This window comes from Streptomyces sp. NPDC046870, from assembly GCF_040704595.1.
GTDB classification, from domain to species: domain Bacteria; phylum Actinomycetota; class Actinomycetes; order Streptomycetales; family Streptomycetaceae; genus Streptomyces; species Streptomyces argyrophylli.
Genome location: NZ_JBEYXM010000002.1, coordinates 314,190 through 329,170, shown reverse-complemented (window position 1 = coordinate 329,170; position 14,981 = coordinate 314,190). Strand labels below are relative to the sequence as shown.

The following is a 14,981-nucleotide window of genomic DNA, read 5'->3' as shown; positions in this document are numbered from 1 at the left end:
TGGACTTGCTCAACTGATCTGGAACCCGCGTCCCTGGGATCTTTGGAGGTGAGCCGCCGTGGCACTCTCGATTTCGGCGGTGGTGCTGCTGGCGATCATCGTCTTCCTGCTGATCAAGAAGTCAGGGCTGAAGGGCGGCCACGCCGTCATCTGCGTCCTGCTCGGCTTCTACCTCGCCTCCTCGACCGTCGCTCCCACGATCAGCGAGCTGACGACCAACGTCGCCAGCATGATCGGCAGCATCAAGTTCTGACGGGCGGCGTCGCGGGGCCGGGCGCGGGGACCTCGTAGGGTGGTGGCCATGACGGAACTGCCCTCCCGGCGTCTTCTCCTGGTGCACGCGCACCCGGACGACGAGTCGATCAACAACGGCGCGACCATGGCCCGGTACGCGGCCGAGGGCGCCCACGTGACCCTGGTCACGTGCACCCTGGGGGAGCGGGGCGAGGTCATCCCGCCCGGGCTGCGGCACCTGACGGGCGCCGCGCTGGGCGCGCACCGGCGCGGCGAGCTGGCCGCGGCCGTGTCCGCGCTCGGCGTCACGGACACCCGGCTGCTCGGCGGCGCCGGGCGGTACGGCGACTCCGGGATGATGGGCCTCGCCGACAACGACGACCCCGGCTGCTTCTGGCAGGCCGACGTCGACGAGGCCGCGGGGACGCTCGCCGAGGTGATCCTGGAGGTCCGGCCCCAGGTCCTGGTGACGTACGACGACGACGGCGGCTACGGCCACCCGGACCACATCCAGGCCCACCGCGTCGCCATGCGCGCGGTCGACCTCGCGGCCGGACGCGGCCACCGGATCGCCAAGGTGTACTGGAACCGCGTCCCGCGCTCCGTCGCCGAAGCCGCCTTCGCCCGCCTCCAGGACGAGCTGCCCGCATTGCCGTTCGACAAGGGCGCCACCGTGGACGACGTACCCGGCGTGGTGGCCGACGAGCGGATCACCACCACGATCGACGGCACCGCGTACGCCGCCGCCAAGGCCGCCGCCATGCGCGCCCACGCCACCCAGATCGAGGTCGCCGAGCCGTACTTCGCGCTCTCCAACGAACTCGCCCAGCCGCTGTTCACCACCGAGTACTACGAGTTGGTGCACGGGCCGGGAGAGCGCGGGGAGACCGACCTCTTCGCCGGTCTCGGCCCCGGGGAGGCGTCATGAGCGACGGCGGGAACGGACCCCTGCTCGCCCAGCCGCTGCGTCCGCCCTCCGCGGGACGGGCCGCCGCCCTCGTCGGCCTCTTCCTGCTCGGGGCCGTCACGGGCCTCGCCGGGGCCCTGCTCCAGGCCGCCTGGTTCCCCGGCGGGCTGCTGCTCTCCCTCGCGGGCGCCGCCGGCCTCTTCCTCGGCGGCGCGTACGCCACCCGGGGCCGGGGCGGGGCGGTCGCGCCGGCGGCGGGCTGGGTCGTCGCCGTCATCCTGCTCACCACCACGCGCCCGGAGGGCGACTACCTCTTCGGCGCGGGCGGCAGTTCCTACCTGTACCTGCTCGGCGGCATGGCCGTCGCTGTGATCTGTGCCACCGTCGGCGCGGGACGGCAACCGCGCGGCGGCTCCGCCCGACTTGCCAAGTGACGTACCACTTCGCCGTGCGGTGCCCGTGCGAGTCCGGTGTGGGTTTCCTCGGCGGTCATGGGATACGCGCCAGAAGTGGCCAGTATGGTGGTGCGCGCCGCCGAGCCTCCCCCAAGTTGTCGACTGCGCTCGAACAGGGGGTCCCCCCAGCTGAGGTCGAAACGGGCGGCGGAGCCAACCGGGAGAACCTGCCTTGAGTCGTGAAACTGACACTCCGTCCTCCGGGCCCAACGGGCGCGGCGGAGCCGCATACCCCTCCGGCACGCCGCCGTACGGGACCCCCATGGCTTCCGACGACGGTACGGGCGCGGGCCGTTCGGGCACGCGGCCCGAGGAGAAGAAGACCGAGACCACGCTGACGACCCGGATCCGGATCAACATCCCCGGGTCCCGGCCCATCCCGCCGGTCGTCGTGCGCAAGCCCGTCGGGGACGCCGAGGGCGCCGGGGAGGACGCACCGGCGGCCGAGCCGCGGCCCGTGGCCGACGTTCCGTCCGCCGGCGCCGCCGAGGCCCCGGCCGAGCCCGCCGCCCAGGCGGAGGAGAAGACCAGCGACTGGTTCGCGCCGCGCAAGTCGGGCGCACCCAAGGGCGGTCCGGGCGGCGGCGGCGCGAACGGCGCCGGTACGTCCGGCGGTTCCGCCGCCACCGCTGCCCCCTCCGGCGTGTCGGGCACTCGTTCGAGTGGTCCGGGAGCCTCGGGTGCGGCCGGTACCACCGGCGCGCGCTCCGGAGGCGGGCGTCCCGGTGGGGTGGTCGGCTCCATGAGCGTGCCGGGCGGACCCCGCACCGGCGGTACGAACGGCAAGGGACTGCCCGGCGCCACCGGTGGCCCGGTCGCCCCCGGGCACGGCGGCGGCACCGGCTCCTTCGACGTGACCGAGGCCCTGACCGCGGGTCCCCTCGGCGGCTCCCGCCCCGGCTCCTCCGCCGGCTCCGACGAGCCCCGCCGTGACGACCTGCCGTACTTCTCGGAGAACGGCGGCCGGGACGACTTCGGCACGGGCGCCGGCGGGCACGACGGCTTCGGCGGCGGTGCCGCGGGCGCCGGCGGCCAGGACGGCTTCGGCGGTGCCGCCGGGGCAGGCGCTCACGACGGCTTCGGCGGACCCGGTGGCCACGGCGGCCCCGGCGGCCCGCAGGGCGGCCCGGCCGGTCCCACCAGCGGCCCGGTGACCGGCGACGGCACCCTCCTCCCGCCGGCCGCCGGCGGCGCCGGCATGGGACCGGGCGAGCCCTTCGACGGCCCGGCGGGCGCCGGCTTCGGCGGCCGGGGCACCTCGCCCGCGCGCAGCGCCCTCAGCGACATCGCCGACCTCGACGCGCCCGGCACCGCCGGCGGCCCCGGAGGCTTCGACGCCGCCGGCCGGCCCGGCGGTCCCGGTGCCCCCGGTGTTCCGGGAGTCACCCCGGGCGGCCCGGCCGGCCGTGCTCCCGGTGGCGGGATCAGCGACGACACCGCGATCCTCACCCCGCAGAAGCCGGCCCCCGAGCCGGGCACGCCCGGATACCGCTCCCCGTCCGCCGACAACGTCTCCGGACACACCGTCACCAGCGGCATCCCGGTCGTCCCGAACACCGGCAAGCCCCCGTTCGGCACCCAGCCCGGCGGCCCGGCGGCGCCCACGGCGCCCAAGCCGGCCCCCGCCCCCAAGGCTGCGGGCAAGCCCAAGAAGAAGGGCCGCAGCAAGCTGATGCTGCTCGTCGTCGGCGTGTTCGTCGTGGCGGGCGGCGCCTACGGCGCCGGACTGCTGATGAACCACACCGACGTGCCCAAGGGCACCACCGTGCTCGGTGTCGACATCGGCGGCGGCACCCGCGACGACGCCGTCAAGAAGCTGGACGACGCCTTCGGCAGCCGGGTGAACAAGCCGCTGAAGCTGGCCGTGGGCGGCAAGACGGTCACCCTCACGCCGGAGAACGCCGGTCTCCAGTTCGACTACCAGGCCACGGTGAGCGGGGCCGCGAAGAGCGACTACAACCCGGTCCACGTCGTCGGCTCCCTCTTCGGGCAGAAGCGCGTGGTCGAGCCGGTCATGCCGGTGGACGAGGAGAAGCTCCAGGCCGCGCTCCAGCAGGCCGGCGGAGGTTCGGGCTCGGCCACGGACGGCACCATCAGGTTCGAGCCCGGCGGCAAGGCCGTGGCGGTCTACGGCAAGGCGGGCAAGGCCATCGACGCGGCCCGCTCGACCACGGCGGTCGAGCAGGCGTACCGCACGCTGGTGGAGACGGGCAGCACGCCCCCGGTCACCGTGCCGACCACCATCAAGCAGCCGACGGTGTCCAACGCCGAGGTGGACCGGGTGATGAACGACTTCGCGAAGCCCGCGATGTCCGGCATCGTCAAGGTGCAGACCGACGCGGCGCACGTCATCCGGTTCGGTCCGCTGTCGCTGCCGAAGATCCTCGGCTTCAAGGCCGTGGACGGCAAGCTCGTGGACACGTACGACCTGGGCGCGCTCAAGGAGGCGTACGGCAGCACCTTCGACGGCGTACAGATCCAGACCGCGACCGGGAAGCGCGGTGTGCTGCCGCAGGACGTGGTCGGCGCGCTGCGCCAGGCCCTGCGGGGCAAGACGGAGGCGGAGCGGGTCGGGGTCATCGACACCAACCCGAACTAGGATCTTTCGTCGGGATCAGGCCGGGTCGGGGAGCGGTGCCAGGACCCGTGAGCCCGGCATGATCCGAACGAGAGGGCCCGGCCTGGCCGTTTCCAGGGGCGCTCCCGCCGAGGGGGCGCCCCTCGCCGTGTCCGCGGCCCGGTCCGCGTGACATCTGTCATGCGGCACTCGGGACGCCCGGCACTGCCCGGCCGGAGGCCCCCACCGCCAGCATGGACGGCATGACGACGACAGCGGCACCGGCCACCACCACCCCGGTGGTCGGGTTCGACCAGGTGACCAAGACGTACGGGAGCGTACGGGCCGTCGACGGCCTCTCGCTCCGGCTGTACCCGGGCGAGACCGTCGCCCTCCTCGGCCCGAACGGGGCCGGCAAGTCCACCACCCTGGACCTGCTCCTCGGGCTCAAGCAGGCCGACACCGGCACGGTGAGCCTGTTCGGCGGCAGCCCGCGCGAGGCGATCGTCGCCGGCCGGGTCGGGGCGATGCTGCAGAGCGGCGGCCTGATGGACGGGGTCACCGTCGCCGAACTGGTGAAGCTGGCCTGCTCCCTGCACCCGCGGCCGTACCCGGTCTCCGACGTGCTGGCCCGCGCGGGCATCGCGCAGATCGCCGACCGCAAGGTCGACAAGCTCTCCGGCGGCCAGGCGCAGCGGGTCCGCTTCGCCCTCGCCACCGCCGGCGACAGCGACCTGATCCTCCTGGACGAGCCGACCACCGGCATGGACGTCGCCGCCCGCCAGGCCTTCTGGGCCACCATGCGCGAACAGGCCGACCAGGGCCGTACGGTCCTCTTCGCCACCCACTACCTGGAGGAGGCCGACGCCATCGCGGACCGGGTCCTGGTGCTGCACCGGGGCCGGCTCCTCGCCGACGGCACGGCCGCCGAGATCAAGGCCCGGGCGGGCGCGCGGCGCATCTCCTTCGACCTGGCCGGCGAGATCGACGAGGGTGCCCTGCGCGGGCTGCCGTTCCTCACCTCGATCGACGTCTCGGGCCAGACCGTCCGCATCCAGAGCGCCGACGCCGACGCGACCGTGCACGCCCTGTACGGCCTCGGCGTCTACCCCCGCAACCTCGAAGTCGCCGGGCTCGGTCTGGAGCAGGCCTTCGTCGCCATCACGGAGGCCGAGGAGGCCAAGCAGTCGTGAACGCCCTCATCAAGCTCGAACTGGCCCGCGCCCTGCGGAACAGGAAATTCCTGTTCTTCTCGGTGCTCTACCCCTCGATCATCTACCTGATCTTCTCCAGCAGCGCCGGCGCGAACGAGCGGGTCGACGGCAGCGGCCTGACCGTCGCCACCTACCTGATGGTCTCCATGGCCTCCTTCGGCGCCCTGACCGCCGTCCTGATGGGCAACAGCGAGCGCATCGCCAAGGAACGCGAGAGCGGCTGGGTACGGCAGCTGCGGCTGACCCCGCTGCCGGGCCGCGGCTACGTCCTCGCCAAGACCGCGAGCGCCGCCGTGGTGAGCCTGCCGGCCATCGTCGTCGTCTTCGCCGTCGCCGCCGGTGTGAAGCAGGTACGCCTGGACGCCTGGCAGTGGCTGGCGCTCACCGGGGTCATCTGGGCCGGCAGCCTGGTCTTCGCCGCGCTCGGCGTCGCCCTCGGCTACCTCGCCTCCGGGGACGCGGTCCGCCCGATCACGATGATCGTCTACTTCGGTCTGTCGATCCTCGGCGGCCTGTGGATGCCGTCCACGACCTTCCCGCAGGTCCTCCAGGACATCGCCGAGTGGCTCCCCACGCACGCGTACGCTGCCCTGGGACGGGCGATCGAGCAGAGCCAGGCGCCCCACGCGGCGGACATCGCCGTCCTCGCCGTCTACTTCGTCCTGTTCGCGGGCGGCGCGGCCTGGCTGTACCGGAAGGACACGCTGAAGGCGTGAGCGCGATGACGGAAGACCCCCTGACCGGCGAGAAGTGGCCGGAACACCAGGTGCGGCTGGGCCAGCGCCCCCGCACCCGGCGGGACGTGCTGACCAAGGTGCTGTGGATCGGCGTGTGGCTGGTCTTCCTCAGCTCCCCGGTCGACGACCTGGTCAACGGCGACCACACCGCGCGCGCCACCCTGGCCGGCTCGCTCGGCCTGGCCGCGTTCGTCGGGACCTACCTGACGCTGGTCTTCCGCAACATGGGCCGGCCCTTCTCCCCCCGGACCGTCGTCGGCCTCATCGCGGTCCTGGCCGTCCTGGCCCCCGTCCTCGCCTACACCCTCGGCAGCGCCTGGCTCGGCCTCTTCGTCTACCTGTCGGTGGCCTGCGGGGCCACCCTGCCGGTCCGGGCGTCGTACTGGGCGATCCCGGCGACGGCCGCGCTGATGTACCTGGTGGGGCTGCACTCGAACGAGAAGGAGGCCCGTGGCCTGCTGCTCCTCGTGGGGCTCATCGGTTTCGCGATGGTCGGCGTCGGACAACTGGTGCGCACCACGATCGAGTTGCGCAAGGCGCGGGCCACCGTCGCCCAGCTCGCCGCCAACGAGGAGCGGCTCCGCCTCGCCCGCGACCTGCACGACCTGCTCGGCCACTCCCTGTCGCTGATCACGCTCAAGAGCGAGCTGGCCGGCCGGATGCTGCCCGGCCACCCCGACAAGGCGGCCCGGCAGGTCGCCGACATCGAGCAGGTCAGCCGGCAGGCCCTGGTGGACGTCCGGGAGGCCGTCACCGGTTACCGGCGGCCCCGGCTGGCCGACGAACTCGCCGGCGCCCAGGTCGCCCTGACGGCCGCCGGGGTCGTCGCCGAGGTCCCCGCCGAAGCCGACCTCGCCGGCGTGCCCGAGGAGGCCGAGTCCGCGCTGGCCTGGGCGCTGCGCGAGGCGGTCACCAACGTGGTCCGGCACAGCGGCGCCGACCGCTGCGCCGTACGGCTGCTGCACCGCCAGACCCTGGACGGACCGGTGCTCGAACTCTCCGTCGAGGACAGCGGGAGCGGGGGCTCCGGGAAGGGGCCGGGCAACGGGCTGACCGGGCTGTCCGAACGCCTGGAGAAGGCCGGCGGCACGCTGGAGGCGGGACGGGTCAGGCACGGGTTCCGGCTCGTCGCCCGCGTGCCCGCGGCCCCCGGGGCGGACGTAGGATCCGGGGCATGACGAGCATGATCAAGGTCCTCCTCGCCGAGGACCAGTCGATGGTCCGCGAGGCGCTGGCCGCGCTGCTCGGCCTGGAGGACGACATCGAGGTCGTCGCCCAGGTGGCGCGCGGTGACGAGGTGCTCCCGGCCGTCGGCGCGCACGACGTGGACGTCGCGCTGCTCGACATCGAGATGCCCGGCTGCACCGGCATCGAGGCCGCCGCCCGGGTGCGCCGGGAGCATCCGCGGGTCAAGCTGGTCGTCCTCACCACCTTCGGACGCCCCGGCTACCTGCGCAGCGCCATGGAGGCGGGCGCCGACGCCTTCCTCGTCAAGGACGCCCCGGCCGCGCAGCTCGCCGAGGCGGTCCGCAAGGTGCTGGCCGGGGAGCGGGTCATCGACCCCACCCTGGCCGCCGCCGCCCTCGCCGACGGCGCCAACCCGCTCACCGACCGCGAACGCGAGGTGCTCCGCGCGGCGGCCGACGGCTCCACCAACGCCGAACTCGCCCAGGCCCTCCACCTGTCCCAGGGCACGGTCCGCAACTACCTGTCGACCGCCATCCAGAAACTGGCCGCGCGCAACAGGGCGGAGGCGGTACGGATAGCCCGGGACAAGGGATGGCTCTGAGGGACCGGCTCAGTTGAGCTTGGCCCTGGCCGTGCGCGCCTCCTGCCGGACCTTGCGGGCCGCGGACTCGTCCACCACCTCGATCAGGTCGGCGTAGTGCTGCAGTTCCTCGGCGCCCGCGACGAACTCGCCGCGCTGCACCAGTAGTTGCCCCCGCTCGTAGCGCAGCCGCGCCGGGTGCGAGGGGATGAGCAGCGCCAGCTCGACGGCCCGCAGCGCGACGTCCGACCGCTCCGGCCGGGCCGCCGCCCACGCCCGGATGTTGTTCAGGATGCGCTGGACGACCTCCAGCGGCGGCGCCGGTTCCAGCATCGAGGGGTCCGGCGGCGTGCCCGTGGCACCCACGACCAGCAACTCGGCGTCCGTCCCGGTGAGCAGCCGGCCACTGTCGAACGGATCGGCCAGCACCTGCTCCGCCGCCGCCCCGAACCCGACCACGAAGTGCCCTGGCAGCGCGACCCCGTACACCGGGGCGCCCGCCCGGCGCGCGACCTCCAGCCACACCACCGACAGCAGGATCGGCAGCCCGCGCCGCCGCCGCAGCACCTCGTGCAGCAGGGAGGACTCCAGCCGCTGGTAGTCGCCCGGCGTCCCGTGGAACCCGTGGCGGGTGCCGAGCAGCCCTCGTACGGCCTCGGCCCACGCCCGCGGCCCGCCCGGCCGGTACGGCAGCTCGCCCGCCAGCCGGTCCAGCTCCGCCTGCGCGGCGTCCATGCCGGCCTCGTCCAGCGAGCCGTCCGTCTCCGCGCCGATCAGCAGGCACAGCGCCGACAGGTCCGGCCGCTCGGACCGGGCCTCCTCGGCGAACCGCCGCCGCAGCTCGGCGGAGCGGTCCTCGGGGGGCGGGTACGGGGGCGGCAGATACGGATGGCTCATGGCAGCCTCATGCCCTTCCACGACGAGTTCTACAGCCGCCCGGACCGGGACGCCCGCCACGCCCGGGACACCGGGTGGCCACCGGGCCGTGTCCGGCGGCAGCGGTGGTTGCTCGGCAGGGCCGGGCCACCGGGCATGCCGCCTCGCCGGGGACGGCCACCGGGCGCGTCACCTGCCCGGGCCCGGGGTCTCGGGGGTGTCCTTCGGTAGCGACCGGGTCGTAGGGCTGTCCTGCGGCAGGGACCCGGTCTCGGGGGTGTCTTGCGGTAGTGACCGGGTCGCGGGGCTGTCCTGCGGCACGGACCCGGTCTCGGGAGTGCCTTTCGGCAGGGATCCGGACCCGGTCTCGGAGGCGCTCTGGCTCGGGGGCCGCCTCTCCGGTGCGTCCCCCGGCGACAGCCGGTCGGCGGAGGCGGGGGGCTGCTCCGGTGGGCTCTGCTCCTCGGGGGCCCGGTAGTGGTGGTAGGCGTGGTGGGGGGTGAAGCCGAGGGCGCGGTAGAGGGCTCGGGCGGAGTCGTTGTCCGTCTCCACCTGGAGCCAGGCCGCCGAGGCGCCCTCCTCCAGCGCGCGCCGGGCCAGCGCGGCCATGATCTCGGTGGCCAGCCCCTGCCGCCGCCGGCCGGGGTCCACCTCGACGGCGGCGAACCCGGCCCACCGCCCGTCCACGACACACCGCCCGATCGCCGCCGGAGGCTCGCCCTCCCCGGCACCGGGCACGGAGGCGAACCACACCGACGGGCCGGAACCGAGCACCCGCAGGGCCACCTCGCCCACCCCCTTGCGCCGGTACCGCGCGAGCCACGCCTCGTCCGCCGCCCGGGACAGGACCACCCCCGCGCCCGGGGCCCGGTCCGCGACCGGCGCCAGGGCCCCGGTCCACAGCTCGGCGGTCACCTCCCGCACCCAGCCGCGCCGCTCCAGCTCCGCGCACAGCATCTCCTGCGTGCCCTCGGCCCCGGTCGCGGTCTGCACGTACGCGGGCAGACCGCGCTCGCCGTACCAGCGTCGTACGGCCGCCAGGGCCGCGTCGAGCGGCAGCCCGGGGTCCCCGGACGGCAGCACGCTGTTGGCGCGCCGCGTGAACCCGCCGGCCGCCCGCAGCTCCCACCCGCCCAGCCGCTCGCTCTCCACCGGCCGCCACGCCCGGGCGGAGATCCGCTCGAGTTCCGGGTACGTGGCGGCGGGCCCCCTGCGGCGCGCGGGGGCGGCGGGCACGACCTTCCCGGCGACCAGCGCGGATTGCGGGATACGGACCCGTTCGCCGTCCCGGCGTGTGATCATGAGCACGCCACCGTCCCATGATGTGAGAACACCCACCGTGTCAGTGAACTTCTCCGGTCCGTCACCGGGTTCGCCCAACCGCCGTACAGAGACCCGTTTCCCCACGTCAGCAGGGGTGATTCGGACCTCCAGGCGTCCTTTCGCCGAGATTTCCACCGGTCAGTTCACCCCTCCTGTTCGGATCGTGCTCCGGAACGGAGATACTAGGGGCGGGCATCGACGACGCCGCGCTCCCGCGCGCCAGGCGGCGGAGCCTGAGGAGGCCCGCCAGCGCCCTATCGAGGAGGAACGACAGCGTGACCTACGTCATCGCGCAGCCTTGTGTCGACGTCAAGGACAAGGCGTGCATCGAGGAGTGCCCGGTCGACTGCATCTACGAGGGCCAGCGGTCCTTGTACATCCACCCGGACGAATGCGTCGACTGTGGTGCCTGTGAGCCGGTCTGCCCGGTCGAGGCGATCTTCTACGAGGACGACGTCCCCGAGGAGTGGAAGGACTACTACAAGGCGAACGTCGAGTTCTTCGACGAGCTCGGCTCGCCCGGCGGCGCCAGCAAGCTGGGGCTGATCGAGCGCGACCACCCCTTCGTCGCCGCGCTGCCCCCGCAGGGCGAGTGACCGTCTGAGCGCCAAGCGGCCGCCATACCGCGCCGCCTCGGTCCCGTACGGCCCGATCACCCTGATCACCGCCGCACGGGACCGAGGCGTTTGCCGCACCGTACGAAAGTGAGCCTGATTCCCGTGTCCGCAGTCTCCGACCGGCTTCCCACCTTCCCCTGGGACAAGCTGGAGCCGTACAAGAAGACGGCCGCGGCCCATCCGGACGGCATCGTCGACCTCTCCGTCGGCACCCCGGTCGACCCGGTCCCCGAGCTGGTCCAGAAGGCCCTGATCGACGCGGCCGACTCCCCGGGCTACCCGACCGTCTGGGGCACCCCCGCCCTGCGCGACGCGATCACCGGCTGGCTGGAGCGCCGCCTGGGCGCCCGGGGGATCACCCACCGGCACGTCCTGCCGGTCGTCGGCTCCAAGGAACTGGTGGCCTGGCTGCCGACCCAGCTCGGTCTCGGCCCCGGCGACAAGGTCGCCCACCCGCGCCTGGCCTACCCCACGTACGAGGTCGGCGCCCGCCTGGCCCGCGCCGCGTACGAGGTCTACGACGACCCGCGCGACCTGGACCCGGCCGGTCTGAAGCTGCTCTGGCTGAACTCGCCGTCCAACCCCACGGGCAAGGTCCTGTCCCGGCAGGAGCTGACGGACATCGTCGCCTGGGCCCGCGCCCACGACGTCCTCGTCTTCTCCGACGAGTGCTACCTGGAGCTGGGCTGGGAGGCCGACCCGGTCTCGGTCCTGCACCCGGACGTCAACGGCGGCTCCTACGACGGCATCGTCGCCGTCCACTCCCTCTCCAAGCGCTCCAACCTGGCGGGCTACCGCGCGGCGTTCGTCGCCGGCGACCCGGCCGTCCTGGGCCCGCTGCTGGAGATCCGCAAGCACGGCGGCATGATGACCTCCGCGCCGACGCAGGCGGCGGTCGTGGCCGCGCTCGGCGACGACGTCCACGTGCACGAGCAGCGCGAGCGCTACGCCGCCCGCCGCGAGGCCCTCCGGGAGGCGCTCCTCGCCGACGGCTTCCGCATCGAACACAGCGAGGCGAGCCTCTACCTCTGGGCCACCCGCGACGAGTCCTGCTGGACCACGGTCGCCCACCTGGCCGAGCGGGGCATCCTGGTGGCCCCGGGCGACTTCTACGGCGAGGCGGGCCGCGACCACGTCCGCGTGGCCTTCACCGCGACGGACGAACGCGTACGAGCGGCGGTCGCCCGCCTGGCCGCCTAGCCCCCGGCGCACAGGCGGACGGGGCCCGGGAGAGGAGACCCGGACCCCGTCCGCGTTCGCACCCCGGCGCTCAGCCGCCCAGCGGCAGGCCCTTGGCCGGCAGGGACGACGTCGGCAGGGACGAGGTCGGCAGGGAGGCCGTCGGCAGGGACGAGGTCGGCAGCCCGCCCTTGGTGAGGGAGTCCGTCGGAAGCCCGCCCCTCGTCGCACCGGAGGCCGCGTCGCCCAGGACACCGCCCGCCGTGCCGGCCGCGGCGCCCGCGGCCTTCTGCACCGCCGGCGCCGCCTTCTTCACGGCACCGGCGCCGGTCTTGCCCGCGACCGGCACCGCCTGCTCGACCGCCTTGCCGCCCGTGTGGCCCGCGACCGTGGTGACGCTCTGCGCGGCGCTGTCCACGGTGTTGCCGACGTGCGCGCCGTCCAGGGCGGTCAGGCCACCCAGGTTCGGGGTGGCCACCGGCAGGTTCGTGGCCGCTCCGGCGGAGCCGGCCGCACCGACCCCGGCAGCCGCTCCCGCTGCGACGAGCAGCGCGGCACGGGCGATCCGGCGGGTCAGAGGGAGGGACATGATGCTCCATTCGACGGGAGAGAACGGTGTCTGTGTCCGAGCCCGTCTCCGGCTCGGACGCCGTGACTACCGCTCGAAGCCCGCGAAGGTTGCGGACGCCCCCGGTAAAGAATGGATAACGCGTCGCATTATCAGGTGTGGATAAAAACGGGCAAAGAGCGTCCGCCGGAGATCGTGCAGAATCCTTCCCGCCCTTGGTTGCCAAGGGTTTCCGAGGCGGATGCGCCACCCGTTCGAGCCGTCGTGCGCCCCGGCGCCGCACAACCCGCCGGAGTGATCGTCCGTACTACTGTCCGGCCACGATCCGCACCGTGCCCACGGACGTCTCCCCGGACTTCCCCGTGGAGCTCTCCGCGCCCCCGGCCCCGTCCGGCCCGGCCGTCCGCCACTCGTCGCTGTCGCTCCCCTCGGTCCACACCCGGCCCGCGTACGCCACCCGCTCGATGTGCAGCGCAGAGGAGTTGGCGACCGCCCACTGCGCCAGCTGCCAGCCCCGCTCCCGCTCACCGCGCCCGGTGGCGTCCGTCCTCGTCCCCTCCGGAACCGGAACCGTCACCGTCCGCCCGCGCGCGGTCGCGGTCACGCTCGGCGACGGAGAGGGCGACGGCACGGGCGTCCCGCCCACCACCGCGCCGGTCTCCTGGAGCGCGTCCCGCCCGAAGTCCCGTACCAGCGCGGCGCGCACCGCGTCCGGACCGGTCGCCGCGTCCGTGCGCCGCGGGCGTCCGTCGCAGGTCAGCGTGGCCGCCGCCCGCCCGGTCAGGGCCGCCGCCAGCAGCGTGGCGTCCTGCTCGTGCTTGGCGTACGCCTCCGGGTAGCCGCTGCGCTGCACCCGCTGCGCGGCCACCGTCAGCGGCAGGCCGGTGTAGTCCGGCACCCTGGCCAGGTGCGCGTAGAAGATGCCCGCCGCGTAGGCCGGGTCCATGATCTGCCGCTCGGTGCCCCAGCCCTGCGAGGGCCGCTGCTGGAACAGGCCCAGCGAGTCCCGGTCGCCGTGCTCGATGTTCCGCAGCCCCGACTCCTGGATGGCGGTCGCCAGCGCGATCGTCACGGCCCGCTCGGGCATCCCGCGCCCGGTGCCGACGGCGGCGATCGTCGCCGCGTTCGCCGCCTGCTCGGGCGTGAACTCGTACGACTCCCCCCCGTCCGAGGCCGAGACCACCTTGCAGCCGCGCGCACCGCCGCCTCCGGTGACGTACTGCACCACGAGGTACGCGGCGACACCGCACAGGACCAACAGGGCCGCGGCGTAACGGAAGAGGCGCCCGCGGCGCTTGGGACGGGTGGGGGACGGCTCTGACACGCGTACAAGGTACTGGAGCCCCACGGGCCCCTCACGCGGGGTCCGAGGGATCGCGCCGTCCCGCGCGCCGCCGGCCCCGGCGGGCGGCGCGCTAGGGTCGTGACCATGGCCGACACCTCGCTTGACCTCACGCTGGACGCCGCCGCGCTCACCGCGCGGCTCGTGGACTTCCCCTCCGAGAGCGGCTCCGAGAAGCCGCTCGCGGACGCCATCGAGGCCGCGCTGCGCGCCCTGCCGCACCTGACGGTGGACCGCTACGGCAACAACGTGATCGCCCGGACGGACCTGGGCCGCGCCGAGCGCGTCATCCTGGCCGGGCACATCGACACCGTGCCGATCGCGGACAACGTGCCCTCGCGGCTCGACGCGGACGGGGTGCTGTGGGGCTGCGGCACCTGCGACATGAAGTCGGGCGTGGCGGTGCAGCTGCGCATCGCGGCCACCGTGCCCGCCCCCAACCGCGACCTGACCTTCGTCTTCTACGACAACGAGGAGGTCGCCGCCGACCTCAACGGCCTGAAGCACGTCGCCGAGGCCCACCCGGAGTGGCTGGCGGGCGACTTCGCGGTCCTGCTGGAGCCCTCCGACGGCGAGGTGGAGGGCGGCTGCCAGGGCACGCTGCGGGTGCTGCTGAGGACGAAGGGCGAGCGGGCCCACTCGGCGCGCGGCTGGATGGGCTCCAACGCCATCCACGCGGCGGCCCCGATCCTGGCCCGGCTGGCGTCCTACGAGCCGCGCCGGCCGGTCATCGACGGGCTGGAGTACCGCGAGGGCCTGAACGCGGTGGGCATCAGCGGGGGAGTGGCCGGGAACGTCATCCCGGACGAGTGCGTGGTCACGGTCAACTTCCGGTACGCCCCCGACCGCACCGAGGAGGAGGCCGTCGCGCACGTCCGCGAGGTGTTCGCGGACTGCGGGGTGGAGGAGTTCGTGGTGGACGACCACAGCCCCGGCGCGCTGCCCGGCCTCTCCCAGCCGGCCGCCGCCGCCTTCATCGAGGCGGTGGGCGGCGCCCCGCGGCCCAAGTACGGCTGGACGGACGTGTCCCGCTTCTCCGCGCTCGGCATCCCCGCGGTCAACTACGGCCCCGGCAACCCGCACCTGGCGCACAAGCGGGACGAGCGCGTGGAGACCGCGAAGATCCTCGCGGGCGAGGAACGGCTGCGGAACTGGCTCACCGCGTAGCCCGCCCGGGACGCGCCACCGCACGCCGGACACGCCC

14 protein-coding genes and 1 pseudogene are annotated in these 14,981 nt (G+C 74.2%); 11 read left to right on the top strand and 4 right to left on the bottom strand.

The features are described 5' to 3' along the window. Positions 1-58: 58 nt before the first annotated feature. The 8 genes from AB0946_RS05960 to AB0946_RS05925 all read left to right on the top strand — a co-directional run bounded on the left by AB0946_RS05960 (position 59) and on the right by AB0946_RS05925 (position 7,893). Entirely contained in the window at positions 59-253 is a 195-nt protein-coding gene (locus AB0946_RS05960; protein ID WP_031163587.1) for a hypothetical protein, read from the top strand. Positions 254-301: 48 nt separating this feature from the next. Further along, positions 302-1,162: an N-acetyl-1-D-myo-inositol-2-amino-2-deoxy-alpha-D-glucopyranoside deacetylase gene (gene mshB, locus AB0946_RS05955; RefSeq protein ID WP_366759371.1), complete on the top strand. Its 861-nt coding sequence runs from the start codon at positions 302-304 to the stop codon at positions 1,160-1,162. Next, positions 1,159-1,575 (top strand): DUF6113 family protein, encoded by a 417-nt coding sequence (locus AB0946_RS05950; protein WP_366759370.1) that lies wholly within the window; start codon positions 1,159-1,161, stop codon positions 1,573-1,575. Before mshB ends, AB0946_RS05950 begins: the two co-directional genes overlap by 4 nt. A 193-nt stretch (positions 1,576-1,768) precedes the next feature. Next, the gene (locus AB0946_RS05945) at positions 1,769-4,195 is read left to right on the top strand and encodes a hypothetical protein (protein WP_366759369.1); all 2,427 of its coding nucleotides are present in this window, start codon (positions 1,769-1,771) and stop codon (positions 4,193-4,195) included. Between the two features lie 221 nt (positions 4,196-4,416). Beyond that, a complete protein-coding gene (locus AB0946_RS05940) occupies positions 4,417-5,346 on the top strand; it encodes an ABC transporter ATP-binding protein (protein ID WP_366759368.1) in 930 nt (309 codons plus the stop codon). Continuing rightward, positions 5,343-6,083 carry an ABC transporter permease gene (locus AB0946_RS05935; protein ID WP_366759367.1) on the top strand — a complete coding sequence of 247 codons (741 nt, stop codon included), beginning with the start codon at positions 5,343-5,345 and terminating at the stop codon, positions 6,081-6,083. The genes AB0946_RS05940 and AB0946_RS05935 overlap by 4 nt, the downstream gene beginning before the upstream one ends. A 5-nt stretch (positions 6,084-6,088) precedes the next feature. Then, the gene (locus tag AB0946_RS05930) at positions 6,089-7,282 is read left to right on the top strand and encodes a histidine kinase (protein WP_366759366.1); all 1,194 of its coding nucleotides are present in this window, start codon (positions 6,089-6,091) and stop codon (positions 7,280-7,282) included. Further along, entirely contained in the window at positions 7,279-7,893 is a 615-nt protein-coding gene (locus tag AB0946_RS05925) for a response regulator transcription factor (protein WP_366759365.1), read from the top strand. Before AB0946_RS05930 ends, AB0946_RS05925 begins: the two co-directional genes overlap by 4 nt. A 9-nt stretch (positions 7,894-7,902) precedes the next feature. On the opposite strand, the gene AB0946_RS05920 is transcribed toward AB0946_RS05925, so the two are convergent. Next, entirely contained in the window at positions 7,903-8,769 is an 867-nt protein-coding gene (locus AB0946_RS05920) for a transglutaminase-like domain-containing protein (RefSeq protein ID WP_366759364.1), read from the bottom strand. A gap of 441 nt (positions 8,770-9,210) precedes the next feature. Then, positions 9,211-10,206: pseudogene (locus tag AB0946_RS05915) on the bottom strand (GNAT family N-acetyltransferase); the annotation flags it as partial. A gap of 140 nt (positions 10,207-10,346) precedes the next feature. Between AB0946_RS05915 and fdxA the strand changes: the two are divergent. Together fdxA and AB0946_RS05905 are read left to right on the top strand one after the other, a co-directional pair. After that, entirely contained in the window at positions 10,347-10,667 is a 321-nt protein-coding gene (fdxA, locus tag AB0946_RS05910) for a ferredoxin (protein WP_014674796.1), read from the top strand. Positions 10,668-10,790: 123 nt separating this feature from the next. Continuing rightward, a complete protein-coding gene (locus tag AB0946_RS05905) occupies positions 10,791-11,888 on the top strand; it encodes a bifunctional succinyldiaminopimelate transaminase/glutamate-prephenate aminotransferase (RefSeq protein WP_366759363.1) in 1,098 nt (365 codons plus the stop codon). A gap of 70 nt (positions 11,889-11,958) precedes the next feature. Here the strand turns inward: AB0946_RS05905 and AB0946_RS05900 are convergent, their stop codons facing one another. Further along, a complete protein-coding gene (locus AB0946_RS05900; RefSeq protein WP_366759362.1) occupies positions 11,959-12,456 on the bottom strand; it encodes an ATP-binding protein in 498 nt (165 codons plus the stop codon). A gap of 286 nt (positions 12,457-12,742) precedes the next feature. Further along, complete coding sequence (locus tag AB0946_RS05895) at positions 12,743-13,759, bottom strand: heavy metal transporter (RefSeq protein WP_366759361.1); 1,017 nt, start codon at positions 13,757-13,759, stop codon at positions 12,743-12,745. Positions 13,760-13,864: 105 nt separating this feature from the next. On the opposite strand from AB0946_RS05895, the gene dapE reads away from it, so the two are divergent. Further along, positions 13,865-14,944: a succinyl-diaminopimelate desuccinylase gene (gene dapE, locus AB0946_RS05890; RefSeq protein WP_366759360.1), complete on the top strand. Its 1,080-nt coding sequence runs from the start codon at positions 13,865-13,867 to the stop codon at positions 14,942-14,944. Positions 14,945-14,981: the final 37 nt, after the last annotated feature.

What these genes read in the sequence shown, in the direction of transcription:
- AB0946_RS05920 (WP_366759364.1), bottom strand. Translation starts at nt 8,769, where the DNA reads ATGAGCCATCCGTATCTGCCGCCCCCGTACCCGCCCCCCGAGGACCGC.
- AB0946_RS05900 (WP_366759362.1), bottom strand. Translation starts at nt 12,456, where the DNA reads ATGTCCCTCCCTCTGACCCGCCGGATCGCCCGTGCCGCGCTGCTCGTC.
- dapE (WP_366759360.1), top strand. Translation starts at nt 13,865, where the DNA reads ATGGCCGACACCTCGCTTGACCTCACGCTGGACGCCGCCGCGCTCACC.
- AB0946_RS05925 (WP_366759365.1), top strand. Translation starts at nt 7,279, where the DNA reads ATGACGAGCATGATCAAGGTCCTCCTCGCCGAGGACCAGTCGATGGTC.
- mshB (WP_366759371.1), top strand. Translation starts at nt 302, where the DNA reads ATGACGGAACTGCCCTCCCGGCGTCTTCTCCTGGTGCACGCGCACCCG.
- AB0946_RS05950 (WP_366759370.1), top strand. Translation starts at nt 1,159, where the DNA reads ATGAGCGACGGCGGGAACGGACCCCTGCTCGCCCAGCCGCTGCGTCCG.
- AB0946_RS05930 (WP_366759366.1), top strand. Translation starts at nt 6,089, where the DNA reads ATGACGGAAGACCCCCTGACCGGCGAGAAGTGGCCGGAACACCAGGTG.
- AB0946_RS05940 (WP_366759368.1), top strand. Translation starts at nt 4,417, where the DNA reads ATGACGACGACAGCGGCACCGGCCACCACCACCCCGGTGGTCGGGTTC.